The 16,103-nt window shown below is 66.3% G+C and carries 11 protein-coding genes; 4 read left to right on the plus strand and 7 right to left on the minus strand.

What is annotated here, in order from left to right:
• Positions 1 to 58 precede the first annotated feature (58 nt).
• The 7 genes from H9Y04_RS48000 to H9Y04_RS36190 all read right to left on the minus strand — a co-directional run bounded on the left by H9Y04_RS48000 (position 59) and on the right by H9Y04_RS36190 (position 7,417).
• Positions 59 to 490, minus strand: coding sequence for a DUF6177 family protein (locus H9Y04_RS48000; RefSeq protein WP_187818427.1), 432 nt, complete (start codon positions 488 to 490; stop codon positions 59 to 61).
• Between the two features lie 456 nt (positions 491 to 946).
• Positions 947 to 1,963: a hypothetical protein gene (locus H9Y04_RS36165; protein WP_187818428.1), complete on the minus strand. Its 1,017-nt coding sequence runs from the start codon at positions 1,961 to 1,963 to the stop codon at positions 947 to 949.
• Complete coding sequence (locus tag H9Y04_RS36170) at positions 1,960 to 4,242, minus strand: ICP22 family protein (protein WP_187818429.1); 2,283 nt, start codon at positions 4,240 to 4,242, stop codon at positions 1,960 to 1,962. Before H9Y04_RS36170 ends, H9Y04_RS36165 begins: the two co-directional genes overlap by 4 nt.
• Entirely contained in the window at positions 4,239 to 4,625 is a 387-nt protein-coding gene (locus tag H9Y04_RS36175) for a DUF6507 family protein (protein ID WP_187818430.1), read from the minus strand. The genes H9Y04_RS36170 and H9Y04_RS36175 overlap by 4 nt, the downstream gene beginning before the upstream one ends.
• Before the next feature lie 71 nt (positions 4,626 to 4,696).
• Positions 4,697 to 5,008 carry a pore-forming ESAT-6 family protein gene (locus tag H9Y04_RS36180; RefSeq protein ID WP_187818431.1) on the minus strand — a complete coding sequence of 104 codons (312 nt, stop codon included), beginning with the start codon at positions 5,006 to 5,008 and terminating at the stop codon, positions 4,697 to 4,699.
• 25 nt (positions 5,009 to 5,033) lie between these two features.
• On the minus strand, positions 5,034 to 5,366 hold the full coding sequence (locus H9Y04_RS36185) for a hypothetical protein (RefSeq protein ID WP_187818432.1): 333 nt from the start codon (positions 5,364 to 5,366) through the stop codon (positions 5,034 to 5,036).
• A gap of 293 nt (positions 5,367 to 5,659) precedes the next feature.
• Positions 5,660 to 7,417: a DUF6119 family protein gene (locus tag H9Y04_RS36190; RefSeq protein WP_187818433.1), complete on the minus strand. Its 1,758-nt coding sequence runs from the start codon at positions 7,415 to 7,417 to the stop codon at positions 5,660 to 5,662.
• A gap of 306 nt (positions 7,418 to 7,723) precedes the next feature.
• Here H9Y04_RS36190 and H9Y04_RS36195 point away from each other — a divergent pair, with 306 nt between their 5' ends.
• The 4 genes from H9Y04_RS36195 to H9Y04_RS36210 are packed head-to-tail and all read left to right on the plus strand — an operon-like array spanning position 7,724 to position 16,019.
• A complete protein-coding gene (locus H9Y04_RS36195; RefSeq protein WP_187818434.1) occupies positions 7,724 to 9,865 on the plus strand; it encodes a DNA methyltransferase family protein in 2,142 nt (713 codons plus the stop codon).
• Between the two features lie 16 nt (positions 9,866 to 9,881).
• Positions 9,882 to 11,516: a class I SAM-dependent DNA methyltransferase gene (locus H9Y04_RS36200; RefSeq protein WP_187818435.1), complete on the plus strand. Its 1,635-nt coding sequence runs from the start codon at positions 9,882 to 9,884 to the stop codon at positions 11,514 to 11,516.
• Positions 11,509 to 12,714: a restriction endonuclease subunit S gene (locus H9Y04_RS36205; RefSeq protein WP_187818436.1), complete on the plus strand. Its 1,206-nt coding sequence runs from the start codon at positions 11,509 to 11,511 to the stop codon at positions 12,712 to 12,714. The genes H9Y04_RS36200 and H9Y04_RS36205 overlap by 8 nt, the downstream gene beginning before the upstream one ends.
• Positions 12,711 to 16,019, plus strand: coding sequence for a type I restriction endonuclease subunit R (locus H9Y04_RS36210; RefSeq protein ID WP_187818437.1), 3,309 nt, complete (start codon positions 12,711 to 12,713; stop codon positions 16,017 to 16,019). Before H9Y04_RS36205 ends, H9Y04_RS36210 begins: the two co-directional genes overlap by 4 nt.
• Positions 16,020 to 16,103 lie beyond the last annotated feature (84 nt).

Here is a 16,103-nt window from a genome sequence, read left to right on the forward strand (position 1 = left end):
TCGACATCACGTCACGCCGTCACCGGCCGCTGCCAGAACTGACCGTCAAACGCTGTCGCTACTCGTAGACAGAGTCAGCCAGGAGCAGCTGTCGGTGGCTGTTGCCGTCCGGCTGTGGGCGGTAGGCGTCCGCGAGCTGAGGTTTGCCGTTGTTGTCGAGCAGCGGTGTGAAGTGGCCTTCGTGCCAGTGGAGTACGGCGCCGGTGAGGCCGTCGTAGTAGCCGCAGTGCACGTCGCGGACCACCCAGCGGGTGGGCATCCGGTCGAGCAGCGTGCGTGTGGGCAGGGTGAGGCGAGTGCCGGGAGGGGTGACGATCTGCAGTTCGCGTTCCACCTCGACGGCGGTGCGGATGATGTCCGTGAGCCAGGTGGTGGCGGCCACGACGGGACGGTCCTGGATCACCACGATTGCTTTCTCCGTGATGATGTCGGCTGCGGCCGGTGCGTCGGGTGATACGGCGTGTGCGGTCACGCCGTCCGGTATGGACACGACGTCGGTGTGGCCGGCTCCGGGTGGCCACGTTGTTCCACCGAGTACGGCAGTGAGCCGACCGGCGACGGACCCAGCCAGCCGTCCAGCTTCGTCGACTGCGGTCGTGGCCCGTGCTTCGGTCCACCACACCGGCGTCTGAATCTTGGTGTTCAGTAGGCGCTCGGTCTCACCAGGAACTTGGAGGAAGAGTGGGGCCTCGATCGATGTCAACGCACGTCCGTCCCCTGCCCGCAGTTGCAGCACTGCGCCTTCGGAGGCGTGACCCAACAGAAGGTCCGGGCCGCCCGCGTACAGTCCGGCCAACAGCGCCGCTGTGTCCGGCATCTGCAGGGTGAGAGCCACAACGTCCTGGGTCACGAGTCTTGCCGATCTTCCTGAATGTGAGCGGGTTGCGCGGTGTCTGCGCTCGCGCGGCGTGGGCCCGCCCGGACGCCGTCGTCTCCGGGGTGCTGCTCAGTAGCGGCCGGAAAGATCCTCCACTGCGTCCAAGGTTGGGGATTCCAAGGGCGTCTCTCCCGCGATGGAGCCCATTCCGGCAGGCGGAGCAAGCTCGCAAAGCCTGTCGAGTGCCTCCGTCGCGCTGAGACCCAGCGCGTGCGCCTCCCGCAGTCGCAAAACCCATGCGGCCCCGGCCTCGAACGCCGCTTCTCCTGCTGCGGTGCGAGGCTCGAACCCGGCCGCGTTGTCTCCGAGTGAGGCCCACAGATAGCCGAGTACCTCGCCGTCGCGACGGACGGGGAGGTATCGCACGGGGTGCTCGGTGACCTCCTCGTACGTGTTCTCGGTCGGCGGAAGCAGGGCGAGCAGCTTCTTGGCGCGGGTCGGCACTTCGAAGGTGCCCCAGGAGTCGGTGTAGGCAGGTCCTTCGACGGTCAGGTCCTCGAACCCTGTCTCGGTCGGCGTCGCGTGCCGGTTGGCGTCACCAGGGGTAGGCAGCCCGCCGAGCAGCTTGGAAATGCCCTGTAGCGCGGCCGTGAGGCGGGGAGCGTTCTCGGCGTGGATTTCCGGCTGCGTGCGCTCCCGGGTGTCCAAGGTGAGCCATGCGTCGGAGTACGTCTCCAGCGTGACGACGACGAGAGCGCCCTTCCAGATGTCCACTTGGATGGCGAAGAGCTGTTCGGCACGATGGACGGTGCCCGCCTCACGCCATGTTCCCGGACACTGAATCCGCACGGTGACGAGGACATCGCCGTCCAGTGACTCGGTCTGGGCCATGGCGTGGGCCAGTGCGGAATCAGCCGTGAGATCGACTGTCGAGACGGGGAGTCCTTGAAGATCGAGCCGGATGTCCCGCATATCCGCCACCGTCCGGGCGGTCACCTGGGCATGCCCAGTCGGGACGGCGAGTTGATCGGCGGCAAGTACGCCCCACACCGCCAGCGCAATCTCCATGGCCGTGGTCGGCTTGGCTGTTCCGGCACTGGGAGTGATTTCCCAGGACCAGTCGCCAACAGGGACGGTGGTGATCACAGCATGTCCTTCGGGTCGGTCTTGCTGCCTGGCGGGATCACGAGTGTTCCATCGTCCAGGCGTATGACGAACGTAATGCCTTCGCCCTTGGGGCCGCGACCACCGCGATGAATATCCATCAGGGCATCGAAGCTCCCATTGGCTATCCAATCCGCGCGCGTTCCCGCGCCGCCGTCCACCAACAGCAGGTGGTGATCGGCCTCGGCTCGGGCCAGCTGCAGCAAGTACTTGCCACGAGTGATCTCACTGACCGGATCCAAGGGGTCGTTGAGGTGCTTCAGCTGATAGCCGTAGACCTCGCCCTCGTCCGTCTTCACCTTGATATCGATATCCGAACCCACCGGGATCTTCTGCTCGAAATCAATGCTGTGCGCCGGGACGCCGCTGCTGACCAGGTCATCGGCGAACAGAATCTGATCGGCACTCGGCTGGAACATTTGCTCCTTGCGCGCGCCCAGAGCAGAGACGACCTGCCCGAACTCGTCGCTCTGATTGAACCGGCCCGACGCGATGACCTCCGCCACCCGCGCCCCGTCCGGCTCCGAAGCCAGCCTCTGCAGAGCGCGCTCCAGCACATCCGGCTTCGGGCGCTGCTTTCCCGGGATGCCCTTGATGGCATCCCGCAGCCGTTGCTCGGTCTCACCGCCACGCACCATCGGTTGCGGATCAGCGTCCGGCGCAGGGCCTGCGGGGTCGGGCTCCTGTCCGCCGGTCCCCGGGCCGTCGCCGGCGGGAGTCCTGTCGCCGAACCCGCCATCGAGGGGCCCGTCGCCGTGGCCGGTGGCGGGCCCATCGACATGGCCGCCGGGGGTTGTCTCAGCGTGTCCTGGGGAAGATGCCTCCGCCTGCCCCGCGGCCGCACTGCCTCCGCGCCCACTGTCGCCCACGCCCCCGCGATCGCCCGGTCCTTGACCGGAGGCGGGCCCGGGACCGTCGGCGTGTGCGGACGCCTCCGGTCCGCGCCCTCCGACACCCGCGAGTTCGTGTTCGGGCCGCGTGCTGTCGCCGACACGCTCCGCGGCCGATCCCTCACGCCTGGGCGGGGTGAAGTCGGGTGTGCCGTCGGCGTTGATCGGGACGAGGCGGCCCTGGTCGTCGACGACATAGCGGCCGTCGAGGTCGAGGATGGCGTCGGGGATACGGGTATTGGGCATGGAGCCGAAACTGGCGGAGAGGTTGGCCATAACTGCCTGCACCTTGGGCAGTGAGACGGCGGCCTTTGATGCCCGGAATCCGGCGGTGAGTGGGTCGAGCCACTCACCTGCGCGGGCCACGGTCGAGCCCGCTCGGGCCAGGGAGCCGCCCTTGCCCAGCTTGCTGAGCGCGCCGATGCCGCCCGCGCCCAGGGTGAAGATGTTGAACGAGGTCACCGCGTGGGCGCGGGCCGGGTTCTCCTCCCACATGTCGTAGGCGATGAAGGACTTGCCGAACTCCTTGGCGTACAGCTTGCTTTCGCGCTGCCAGTCGGACAGGTGCTCGCCCTGCCCGATGGCGTCCATGCCGTAGGCATAGGTGCCGACGAACGCGCGCCGCAGGCCGTCCCAGGCGAGGTCGCGCTCTTCGGCGCCGTGTCCGCCGGCCAGGGTCCACAGGCCGTCGAGGCCGCCGACCACGCTGTCCATGACGATGCCGTCCCAGGCCCAGCTCTTGACGCCGTGGCCCCACCAGTCCAGGCTCCACCGCTCATAGGTCTTGCCTTCGGGGGTGCCCCAGGGAAGTTCCTCGGCGTTGTTGAGCATGTCGGCGGTGTAGCCGTACATGTTGGCCTGGTGAGTGCCGTCGTCGGCAACCCACTTGGGGCGGCACATCAGACCGCTGGCCGCATTGATCTTGTCTGCGGCCGCGCGTTCTGCTGCCTGGAAGGCCAAAGTCGCGGCCTGGACGCCGTCAAGCAGCGACTGATGCCGGTCCAGCTTGTCCTGGTCCTGGGTCCACTCGTCGTCGCCGTCCACGCTGTTCAAGAAAGCGACGGCATCACTCTTGAGCTGCTCCAGCTTCGTGGCGAGCGGCTTGATCTCCGTCGCGTAGATGTCCAGCGCGGTGGCCACGGTCTCCAGCGAGGTGGCGAACTCCTCGGCGGTGTCCATCACCGGCTGGGTCGTCCCGAACAGCTTCTCGGCCTCAGGCGCCTTGTAGTACGCGGCCATCGCCTGGAAACGGGAGTGAACGTCCGCACCGCCGTTGCGAATGCCGATCGCGTTGTCCTGCAAGCCGGAGATGGCCTTCTCCAGCTCGCCCGGGTTGCCTGTGTACTGCGGAATTCCGCCCGGCTCGATCACTTCGAGTCCTGCTTCCCGCCACCCGGCAGCTCGGACAGGTCCGGCGCGGCGAGCGCCTTACGCTGCGCCTCAGCAGCCATCTCCACGTCGCCCTCGACGTACTCGGTGGTGGCCTTGACGGTGCCCTCCATGGTCTTGCCGGTCCGCGCCGCCATGAATTTGATCATGTTCTCGGTGTCTTTCGCGAAATTCGCCAAGGCCACCGCCACCGGACCGACCGGGGCCTCGCCGCAATACAGGCCGCTGATGGTGCCGGCCGACGTCGCGGCGCTCTCCATGTTCGTGCCGTACGCCTTGACGTCCTTCTCCAGCCCGTCAGCGGCATCTCCCACCAGGGAAAGGATCGACTGAACGCCGCTCGGCCTGATATCCCACCCCGTCATGCCCACTCCCCGAAATACTCCGCGCCCACGCACCGCCGTGTGACCACGGCTGCCTACTGGATCCCTGCGTTTCAGCCGATGGCGTCGACGGCGGCCTTCGCACGCGACAGCGTCTGCTGCGCGGTGCCGTCGTTCTTCTCCAGCGTCGTCTTCAGCAGCTGGATGATCGTGCGGACCTCGCTCGAGGCCTTGTTCCAGCGCAGTTCCTTGTCGTGATACGAGTCGGAGACGCCGTCGGCCTGGAAGTCGGCCATCGCCGCCTTCACCTGACGGTCCCGGTCCGTGATCACCTGCTCCAGACGCGCGATCACACCCTGGATATTGCCCTGCGCATCCGAGGACGCGGCCATGTCGTACGAGCGACGGTCAGCATTCGCAGCCATGATCAGAAGTTCCTATCCCCGTGGTTCAGCGTCCGCCGAAGCGAGCAGCATCGAAGTTCGCAGCGGCCATGTTCGAGCGGGCGTTGTCCGCCGCCTCCGTGTCGCCCGTGCCGAACGCGGAATCCATCCCGGACTGACCGCCCAGAATCGCCGACAGCGCCCCGTTGAGCGCCGCGGTGATCTCGTCCGAGTTGTTCTTGAACGAGTCGAACGCCGCCTTGCCCGAACCGTTGAACTTGCCCTCAAGTGGCTGTGCGGCAGCGATCAACTGACGGATCAGTGATCCGAGATCGTCACTGGAGATCTGCGACTGCGATCGCAGATTCGACAGCACCGACGCACCCATATCGAACTTCATACGTGAACCCACCCCCGTGGATCTCTCCGTTGACCAGCAGGTCCAAGTGGACCCGCTACTCGCTTCCTGCGCGTGAGTCATCCACGCAACGTGAGTAGGCGATCATACTCAAGCGTTCGATTGCAAGGGCAATGGTCCGGTGGTGGCCGGATCACAGCGGCGAGGAGCTGTCCTGTGACGCTGATCTTTGACCGCGTGCACACGCAGATTCGCCCGAACCTTGGCGCGGCTGCCCCGCTCGGTCACGGCCGGGGAGCGCGTCGGCTTGACGCTCCCCGGCGGACGGCGCGCCATTACGCGGCCGTTTCGAAGCCGGTCGTGCCGACTGCGGCGGCAGGGGCTGCCTCGATACCAACAACCTCCACGCTCACGCCCCGAGCCATCAGCGCCTGTGCGGTCTGGGCCAGGGTGATGGCGGAGAAGGGGAAGAGGGATTCCGGCGTGAGCTTGGCGCCGTCCTTCAAGAGGATCGCGAATACGACCCGACGCGGAGTGAAGTCCTCGGAGATGCTGTGTTCTTCGCCCCTGCGGCTCCGTACGGTGCGGACGTGGTCTGCGCGTACGGCGGCGTTCTCACGGAGCAGTTCGGTGGCGACGAGCGCCTGGTTGTACAGGTGACTCAACGGGGCCGAGGAGTGCGCTGACTTCACGAGGATGAGGGTGTTGTCCTCCGTGAGCAGATCGCAGATCTCGACCGAGGTACTCGTCCGCAGCGGGTTGCGGACGTTCTTCTTGTCGAGGCAGATCCAGCCGGGGCGGGCCTTGGCCGCGGCCTCGTTGTAGTCACCCTCGTCGACGGGGCGGATGACGGTCTCCCCCTTCTTGTTCACCTTCTCGACCAGCGGCCACCAGGGCATGGCGACGGAGGCCGGATCGGTGAACAGCGGGGCCAGGGTCTCGTGGATCGTGCGCAGGTATTCCGCGCCGAACTCGTACCACTCGCCCTCATGAAGGCAGAACTTGCGGGACCCGAGGGAGAGATTGGCCTCGATCCACTTGATGGCGGACTCGGTCGACAGAGCTTCGAGCGACGCGGTGCGCGGCGCGAGGGGCGTCCGGGCGGTGAGCGTGTCGCGGTAGAGCGCGACGGTGCCCTGGCGCAGGGCCTTCACCCGTTCACCGGGCTTGATCACGCGGGCACGCTCCAGCACGTATTCGAGGCTGTACTCGTCCATCAGATGCGGTGCGCACGCTCCGACCTTGATGGTGACAGCGGTGGTGCTGGGCAGGTCGGTGTGCTGGGAGAAGGGCACGGCGGTGATGATCCGGCCGTCGGCGGGGCTGCCGAGGGTGGCGTCCAGCTCGGTATCGAGCGCGTCGATGAGGGCGGGGTCCTTGACAGGGGTGATGTGCTCGACGAACGCCAGGTCGGGGTGGGGAGCAACGTGCTCGCAGAGCGCGGCGATGGCGCGGATGTCCTTGATGAGCGTGGCCGGGGTGGTGCCCAGCTTGATGCGCAGACCGATGCCACCGTCGGCGGTCATGGCCCCGCTCCTGCTGTCGCTCCACGCCGTCAGGTCGACATCGTCCAGGAATCCGCCCAGCTGGCGGACGACGCGCCCGTGGTCCCGCAGACCGAGGGCCGGCACAGAGGCGCCGGAGGGGATGAGGGACGAATCGGTGCGGGCGTGACCGAGCATGTTCGCGGTGAAGTCCCGTACCTGCTGCGGGTTGATGGTACGGATGGCGAAGGACAGGCCGAAGCGCATGTCCTTGAGGCGGTGAGGGAGCAGCCGGTAGCCCTGACCGAACCCGATGGCGTACACCACCGAGTCGACGGCGAGCACGAGGAGCGCGCCGGTGCGCTCCTCGCTCTGCGTGAGATCCGCATCTCCGGTGAGGTTGAGGAAGTCGTCGCACCAGGGGGACTCCTCCTTGGCCACGGCGAAGGACACCGCGAGCGTGGGCACGCCGAGGTGGTCGCTGCAGTCGCGCACGACGGCGTTCACCGCGTCCAGGCTGTCGAGGCCGAAAGCGTCCAGCATCGAGTCCAGGTCCGGCTTCACGTGGGGCAGACGGTGGATGGTGCGCTTCGCGGTGGTGTTGGCCATGTGGCCCTCCCGGGGTGAGGTTGTGGTCGGGTGCGGTAACACGGGGCGCCTTACGGAGTGCGGTCATCGGACGTGGGGCGGGCCCCGTGTCTCGCATGGGGCCTGCGGCCCGGCGGGTGGCGCCGGGGGTGACGGTGACCAAGGTGACATGCGATGGGTCGCGCACTCATGCGAGAACCTGATAACCCCGGTTATCAGCAGCACAGCGCTAGCGGATGCGACCCACCTGTAGCGTGTGAGGTGCCGCGAGAAGACGTCCTCAATCGAGGGCCGTGAGGCAGCCGTCGCGAAGGGAGGGGAACGGGCATGACCAGCACACGTGAAGCCGCCGGGCCCACCCTGCCTGAGGGGTCCTCCTGGCGGATCAGTTACTCCGAAATCGGGGCCTTGGCCCAGGTGCAACGCCCCGTCGTCACCACGTGGGCGCGACGCCACGGCGACTTCCCCAAGCCCGTCGCCTACGCGGGCGCCAGCCCGCTATTCGATGGCGCCGATGTCGCGGATTGGCTCCTGACTACGGGGCGCGGCAATGCCGACGCACGCCAGATCCAAGCGGAGCTGGTGCTGTACACCCTGTCCGCGTTGCGGCAGCAGATGCCGGCCCGCCTCGTGGTCGACGCGGTCACCGCCTTGATCTGCCTGCGCCATCAGCTCGACACCGCGGTCGCAGCCCTTCCGTGGGGCACGCTGATGGCGCAGGCCGAGGAGATCGACACGGAGGACAGATTCCTCCTCCAGGAGCTTCGCTCCATTCCGGACGCCGACCGCCAGGGCCCGATGCTCGCCACGCTCGCGGACCAGCTCACGGAGGCCGCCTATTCCCCGGCCGAGGCCGTTGAATGGGTGATGGGAGCCCGGCGACGCCTGGGCTGCGACGACCTCACCGCGGGCGAGCCGATGCCGTTGGTCACCACAGCGCTGGCCCGCCTGTCCGGTATCGCGGACGAGGAAGAGGGCGAAGAGGGACTTGTCGTCGCGGTCCCATACTCACGCAGCGGCGACTTGCTGCTGGCCCTCCAGTCGCAGAGTGACCCCGAGACCCGCCCCTTCTACCTGTCCGCCGATCCCGTCCGTGACCTCGCACGTCTCGCCCGGCGCCGCATGCTGGTCCGCGGCGTCTATGAGATCGAGATGGAGCTCGCGGACGGCGAAACACTGGACACGGACGAGTGGGGCTATCCCCGCATCGTCGTGTGCGTCCTGCCGTACGAAGCAGCCGAAGCCCGCACCCCGCTCGGCGTGCTCCAGCAGATCCAGAACCTCACCAGAGTCCTGGAGTACGGCTGTGTCGCTATCGTCCTCGGACCTGCTGACGCGCTCGTCGGACCGCTGCCCCCGCGAGGCGAGGCAGACAGGCTTCGTCGCTCCTTCCTGACCAATCACCTGCTCAAGGCGGTTGTCAGCATGCCCGAAGGTGTATTCCCCTCCCGCCCTGCTCACCGCACTGCGATCTGGGTCCTGTCGCGCACCCCGAAAGCCCAACGGACCGGTCTGGTGATGCTGGCCGACCTGGCCGCGCAGCCACTGACCGAGTCCGTCCTGAATGCGCTCGTCGAGGACGTCGAAATCTTCCGCGCCGGGGGCTGGCGATCGGATGGGCGGCACGATCCGCGCCACGGCGTCATCCTCAACGCCACGGCTCTCAGCGAGAGTCCCGGGGTCGCGTTCAGGCCGCAACACCGCCCGCATGCCAGCCGCTTCACGCGCGACGTCATCGAACGTCCTGCCCGCATCTCCGATCTCGAACTCCGGCTGCAGCAGCTCGTCGACGCCACGCTCAGCGAACTGAGCGCTGCCGAGGCAATCCGCACCCACGCAGTCCTGCGCTCGGACGACCGGCCGGCCCGCCGTACCACTGTGGTGCGACTCATCAAAGAGCGCCGCCTGCGCCGCCTTCCCGGCCACAGGATCGCCGCCGAGCACCTGTCCGTGCCAGGTGGCCACTACACGGTGCTCACCCCGGAAGAGATCGTCGGAAGCGCTCCGGTCGGTGGCCGCCGCATGGATCGTGCCGTCGTCCACACCATGTACGAGCACGCCGAGTTCACCGAGCCCGGCGACGTCGTCGTCACCGCCACCCCGTCCTTCGGCGCGTACGTCGATGATGAAGGCCTTTCCGTCGTCGCCTTCCCGGCACGTGTCCTACGCGTGAGATCTGATGCCGAAAACCCCATACGGCCGCGCGTACTTGCTGCCGTCTTGCGCGCCGCCGCGGCCGAGCACGAGCGTGTCCCCGGTGCTGTCCGCGCCTCGCGGCGTATCGAGGAGCTACTCATCCCCGACCTCAGCGACAGCGAGGCACAGCGCTACGAGGCCTTGCTCGTCGACATCGCTCGCCGCACCGCCCTACTGCGGCAGCAGGCGGCCGCCCTGGACGACCTCGCCGCCATGACGGCCGACGGCCTCATCGACGGCACACTGACCATCACCGACCCGACCCTCTCGTAAGGAGCACCGAACTCCCATGCCTCCCAGGCAGAAGAAGCCCGCGGGCCAGCCGGAACTGTTCACCGCCTCCACCGCCAAGGAAATCCAGGCGATCCTCTGGAAAGCCGCCGACAAACTGCGCGGCTCGATGGACGCCGCGCAGTACAAGGAGTTCGTCCTTGGCCTGATCTTCCTCAAGTACGTCTCCGACGCCTTCGAGGAGCGCCGCGAGCAGCTTGCCAAGGAATTGGCGGAAGAGGGCATCGCCGAAGACCGCCTGGAAGAGTTCCTGGAGGACCAGGACGAGTACACCGGCCATCACGTCTTCTGGGTCCCGGAGAGCGCTCGCTGGTCCTCGATCTCCGCTAACGCCAAGAGCGGCAATGTCGGCGAGGTCCTTGACCAGGCCATGGACGCCATCATGCAGGCGAACCCGTCGCTGACCGGTGTCCTCCCCAAGATCTTCAACAAGGACAACGTCGACAAGAAGCGCCTGGCCGAACTCGTCGACCTCATCACCGACGCCCGCTTCGGTGGCAACGACGACAAGCCCGCCCAGGATGTCCTCGGCGAGGTCTACGAGTACTTCCTCGGCAACTTCGCCCGCGCCGAAGGCAAGCGGGGTGGCGAGTTCTACACCCCGAGCAGCGTCGTCCGCCTCCTGGTGGAGGTCCTGGAGCCGTACGAGGGCCGCGTGTACGACCCGGCCTGCGGCTCGGGCGGCATGTTCGTCCAGGCGGCCAAGTTCATCGAGGCCCACCGTGGCCGCGGCCACAAGTCCGATATCTCTGTCTACGGCCAGGAGTTGAACGAGCGCACCTGGCGCCTAGCCAAAATGAACCTCGCCATCCATGGCATCGACGGCAACCTGGCTGCCCGCTGGGGCGACACCTTCGCCGACGACAAGCACCCGGACCTCAAGGCCGACTATGTCATGGCCAACCCGCCCTTCAACATCAAGGACTGGGCGCGCAACGAGTCCGACCCTCGGTGGAAGTATGGGGTCCCGCCGAGGTCCAACGCCAACTATGCCTGGATCCAACACATGATCAGCAAGCTGGGAGAGCGGGGCACGGCTGGTGTTGTCCTCGCCAACGGCTCGATGAGTAGTGAGCAGGGCGGCGAGGGCGAGATCCGGCGGGCGCTGGTGGACGGGGACATGGTGGCGTGCATGGTCGCGCTGCCGCCGCAACTGTTCCGCACGACGACTATTCCGGCTTGCCTGTGGTTCCTCGCCAAGGACAAGTCGCCGGGAGGCGTGAGGGGGCAGAAGATCGCCGCTTCGGACCGACGCGGCGAAATCCTCTTCATCGATGCTCGCAAAATGGGCGAGATGGTCGACCGCACCGAGCGCATTCTGGCGGATGCCGACCTTGCAAAGATCGCGGAGACGTACCACGCGTGGCGGGGAACAGCGAGCGCGCAGAACGCGGCAGATACGTACAAGGATGTCCCCGGATTCTGCGCGAGCGCGGGCCTGAAGACAGTCCAGGAACACGGGTATGCGCTGACACCGGGGCGGTACGTCGGGGCAGTTGCAGCGGAGGAAGTGGACACCGAGGCAGTCGCTGAGAAGATCGAGCGGCTCACGGAAGAGTTGTATGAGCTCTTTGATAGGTCCGACGAGTTGACTGCGACGGTGCGTGCACAGTTGGGGAGGATCGATGACTGACTCTTTGACGAGCCCGCTGGGTGTAGAGCTTCCGGCCGGTTGGGAGCTTCACCAAATTTCTGACCTTTGCGTCAAGATCGGCAGTGGGGCGACGCCGAAGGGTGGATCGGCCGTATACGTTAGCGACGGCGTGAACTTTATTCGCTCCCAGAATGTGTTCGACCATCGATTCTCTGAGGCTGGCCTAGTCCGCATCGATGACCTGGCCGCTGAAAAATTGTCCAGTGTAACGGTGTCGCACCGTGATGTTCTCTTGAATATTACAGGCGACGGCGACACGATTGCGCGGTGTTGCGTGGCTCCGGAGCACGTTCTCCCAGCTCGCGTCAATCAGCATGTCATGATTCTTCGCCCTGGCGATCGACTGGTTCCAGAGTATCTCCAGAGGTATCTTTCGCAGCCATCCATGCGCGAATTCATGCTAAGTCACAATTCGGGGGGTTCCCGCCGTGCCTTGACGAAAGGGCAGGTTGCTGGATTCCGGGTTCCGCTGCCCCCGAGAGAAATTCAGCAAGGTATCGCTGACGTGCTCGGAGCCCTGGATGACAAGATTGCCGTCAACGAGCGCGTCGTGGCCGCGGCTGACTCGTTGTTGTTGGCGCAATACGAAGTTGCAGTCGAGGAGGACGCGAATGAGGTATCGCTTTCCGAGGTTGCTATCTTCCATAATCGCAGGCGAGTTCCACTGTCTGCGCGTGAGCGCTCTGAACGTCAAGGGAAGTACCCATATTTCGGGGCCGCTGGCGCCATCGATTCTGTAGACGACTACCTCTTCTCCGGCCCACATGTCCTGGTGGGGGAAGATGGGAGTGTTGCCACCCCGGACGGACGTCCCGTGCTGCAATACGTCTCGGGTAAATTCTGGGTCAGTAACCATGCTCACGTCTTGACGGGCTCTTCCGTTTCGACAGACCTCCTGGCCGTTAGTCTTCGATTTACGAATGTCAGTTCAAGGATCACCGGGGCAGTTCAGCCAAAGCTCAACATGAAGAATCTGAGCAGCCTGCCAATTGTCGTTCCTGGTAGTTCTCGACGAGAACGATGCGAGCAAGAGCTCTCTTTGCTGTGGGAGTTGATTCGCGAGCGCCGGGCTGAGTCAGTCACCCTTGCGGCCCTCCGCGACACCCTTCTTTCCCCGCTAGTGTCCGGCCGCCTCCGCATCAAGGACGCCGAGAAGATTGTCGAGGACCACGTATGACCATGTACGGGAACAACAACGGCAACGGCGGCACGCACGACAACTTCCGGCCCCTCGAACTCGACTGGGAACTCCTCGCCCTCGATGAGCTTCTAGAGCTCGACTGGCCGAAGGCCGAAGGCAACGAGCTCGCCCCCGGCTCCGGCCACCGCCGTTCCTGGGACGACCTGACCCTCTACTCCGACCTGCGCGAGGCCATCGAGCGCCTCAACCCGGGCCTCCCCCCGACGGCCGTCCGCGAGGCCCTCGCGACCGCGGCGACCCCCACCTCACAGGACACGTACGAGGAGAACCGGACCGCGCACGGCTACCTGACCGACGGCATCCACTCCGTTACGTACCCCGACGCGCTCGGCGCCGACCACACCCCGACCATCCGGATCGTCGACCTTGAGAACCCGGACGCCAACACCTACCGCGCCGTCCGTCAGGTGACCGTGATCAAGGGTGAGTGCAACCGCCGGTTCGATGTCGTCCTGTACGTCAACGGCCTGCCGCTCGCGGTGATCGAGCTCAAGCGGGCCGGTGACCCGCACGCGACCCTTGCCGCCGCGCACACTCAGATCAAGCACTACGTCGAGGAGTTCCCGACCGCCTTCCGCTACAACACGGTCGTCCTGCTCTCCGACGGGATAACCGCCAAGTACGGCACCCCCTTCACCCCGTACGAGCACTTCGCTCCGTGGAACACCGACGAGTTCGGCGCCCGAGTGGACACCCTCGGCGACTTCAGCGCCACCGGGGACGCGGACGGCGACGACATCGCGACCGGCCAGGACCTCGCCCTGCACGGCCTGTTCACCCAGCCGCGCTTCCTCTCCCTCGTCCGGTCCTTCATCAACTTCGTGCCGGCCAAGCGCATGAAGCGGATCGCGAAGCCGCACCAGTACTTCGCGGTCACCCGCGCCGCCGACGCCGTACGCCGCGCCGCCGCGACCGACGGTAAGGCCGGCGTGGTCTGGCACACGCAGGGATCGGGCAAGTCCGAGGAGATGGTGCTGACCACCAACCTCGTCATGCGCGACCCGGCCCTGCACAATCCCACCGTCGTGGTCGTCACCGACCGGACCGACCTCGACGACCAGCTGTACGACACCTTCAAGGAGAGCGAGGTCCTCCCAGAACAGCCCCGCCAGTTCCTCAACCGCGCCGAACTCCGCGAAGAACTCGCCGCCAAGCGCACCGGCGGCATCCTCTTCACCACCCTGCAGAAATTCGGCAGGACCAAGCTGGAAAAGGAATCCGGGACCGACCACCCGCTGCTCTCCGAGCGGCGCAACATCATCGTCGTGGTCGACGAGGCCCACCGCAGCCATTACGACAACCTCGACGGCTACGCCCGCCACCTGCGCGACGCACTCCCGCACGCCACACTTCTCGCCTTTACCGGCACACCGATCTCCGAGGCCGACCGCAACACCCGCGAGGTGTTCGGCGACTACATCGACACGTACGACCTCAAGCGGGCCGCTGACGACGGCGCGACCGTGAAGGTCTACCACGAGAGCCGTGTCGTCCAGCTTGTCCTCGACCGCGACATCGACCCCACCACCATCGACACCGAGGCCGACCGCATCACCGACGGCCTGGACGACACCGAGCGCACCCGCATCGAGCAGGCCGTCGCCACCATGAACGCGATGTACGGCGCCCCCGCCCGGATACGCGACCTGACCGAGGACCTGGTCGAACACTGGGACGCGCGGCGCGAGGCGATGCTGCCGTTCGTCGCGGATGCTGACGACGCGCCTGGTGGGGCTCCCGGCAAGGCGATGCTCGTCTGTGCCACCCGTGAGATCTGCGTCCGCGTCTACGACGCCCTGCGCGAGCTGCGTCCCGACTGGCACACGGACGATCACACCACCGGCGCCATGAAGATCGTCTTCTCCTCGGACTCCCGCAAGGACTCCAAGGAACTGCGCGCCCACGCGCTACGCGACTCCCAGCGCAAGGCCGTCATCAACCGCGCCAAAGACCCCGAGGACGAACTCCAGCTCCTCATCGTCAACAACATGCTCCTGACCGGCTTCGACGCACCGTCCATCCACACCATGTACCTGGACAGGCCGCTGCGCGGCGCCGGCCTGATGCAGGCCCTCGCCCGCGTCAACCGCCGCTTCCGCAAAAAGGAGGAAGGCCTGCTCGTCGGCTACGCCCCCCTCACCGAGAACCTCCAGAAGGCCATCGCCGAGTACTCCGCGGACGACCAGAAGGACCGGACTCTCGGCCAGGACATCGACCGCGCCCTGGACGAACTCCGCAACGAGTACGACATCCTCGATCAGATGCTCCTCGGTTGGAACTGGCGCGAACGCCTCTCCCGCCCGTCCCCGAAGGCCTTCATCGAGGCGGCCTACACCACTGCCAACTACCTGCGGAGTCCCTCCACTCCAGGCAACAATCCTGACCAACTCGACGACCCGAACCAGACCCTCAGCCGCCGCTTCCGCGAGCACGGCTACCGCCTGGAGCGCTTCTTCGCGCTCGCCGGCTCATCCGCCGACGTCGGCTCCCGGTTCACCGACCAGCCGTACTGGAAGCGCGACATCCAGTTCCTCGTCGAGGTCCGTACATACATGGCGAAGCTCGATGCCATGGAACGCGAGGCCCAGGGCCTGCCCGTCGCCCGCGATGTCGCCCTCTACCTCTCACAGCTCACCTCCGCCGTCGTGGAGACCGGCGGCGTCACTGACCTCTTCTCCGAGGCCGGGCTGGACAAGGCCGACCTCACCCATCTCAACGACACCTTCGTCGTCCGCCTACAGGACAGCGAAACCCCGCACCTGGCCGCCGAAGCCCTGCGCCGTCTCATCAACCAGAAGATGCGCGAGCAGACCCGACACAACATCGTCCGCCAGACCGCGTTCTCCGAACGTCTCCAAGACCTGATGACCCGCTACATGCGCGCGCAGCTCACCAGCGCCGAAGTCATCACCCACCTGGTCGAGATGGCCAAGACGATTGCGGAGGACGCCCGACGCGGCGAAAAGTTCACCCCGCCGCTCAGCAATGACGAACTCGCCTTCTACGACGCGGTAGCCGACCTGGGCTCCGCCCGGGAACTCATGGGCGACGAGATCCTCTCCGGCATCGCCCGAGACCTGGTCACCCAGGTCCGCAAGAACCTCAAGCCCGACTGGATCGCCCGCGAATCCGTCCGAGCCAAGCTCCGTGCCACGATCAAGCGCCTCCTGGCCCGCCACGGCTACCCGCCGGAGCAGTCAGAGGACGCGATCAAGCTGGTCCTCCGGCAGATGGAGCACTTCGCCGACAAGTGGTCGCAGGATGGCTCTACCGCAGCCTGATCGTGCCGTGCTCGGTGGCGTACGCAATGCTCGGGGTGCGTACGCCACCCTGGACGGGACTCAGCAGCCGATGCGAGCGACTCG

The organism is Streptomyces polyasparticus (genome assembly GCF_014493765.1).
GTDB lineage: Bacteria > Actinomycetota > Actinomycetes > Streptomycetales > Streptomycetaceae > Streptomyces > Streptomyces polyasparticus.

Bases quoted from the DNA above. Each gene is read 5' to 3' on its own strand.
- H9Y04_RS36205 (WP_187818436.1), top strand. From the start codon at position 11,509: ATGACTGACTCTTTGACGAGCCCGCTGGGTGTAGAGCTTCCGGCCGGT.
- H9Y04_RS36185 (WP_187818432.1), bottom strand. From the start codon at position 5,366: ATGAAGTTCGATATGGGTGCGTCGGTGCTGTCGAATCTGCGATCGCAG.
- H9Y04_RS36190 (WP_187818433.1), bottom strand. From the start codon at position 7,417: ATGGCCAACACCACCGCGAAGCGCACCATCCACCGTCTGCCCCACGTG.
- H9Y04_RS36200 (WP_187818435.1), top strand. From the start codon at position 9,882: ATGCCTCCCAGGCAGAAGAAGCCCGCGGGCCAGCCGGAACTGTTCACC.
- H9Y04_RS36195 (WP_187818434.1), top strand. From the start codon at position 7,724: ATGACCAGCACACGTGAAGCCGCCGGGCCCACCCTGCCTGAGGGGTCC.
- H9Y04_RS36175 (WP_187818430.1), bottom strand. From the start codon at position 4,625: ATGACGGGGTGGGATATCAGGCCGAGCGGCGTTCAGTCGATCCTTTCC.
- H9Y04_RS36180 (WP_187818431.1), bottom strand. From the start codon at position 5,008: ATGGCTGCGAATGCTGACCGTCGCTCGTACGACATGGCCGCGTCCTCG.
- H9Y04_RS36210 (WP_187818437.1), top strand. From the start codon at position 12,711: ATGACCATGTACGGGAACAACAACGGCAACGGCGGCACGCACGACAAC.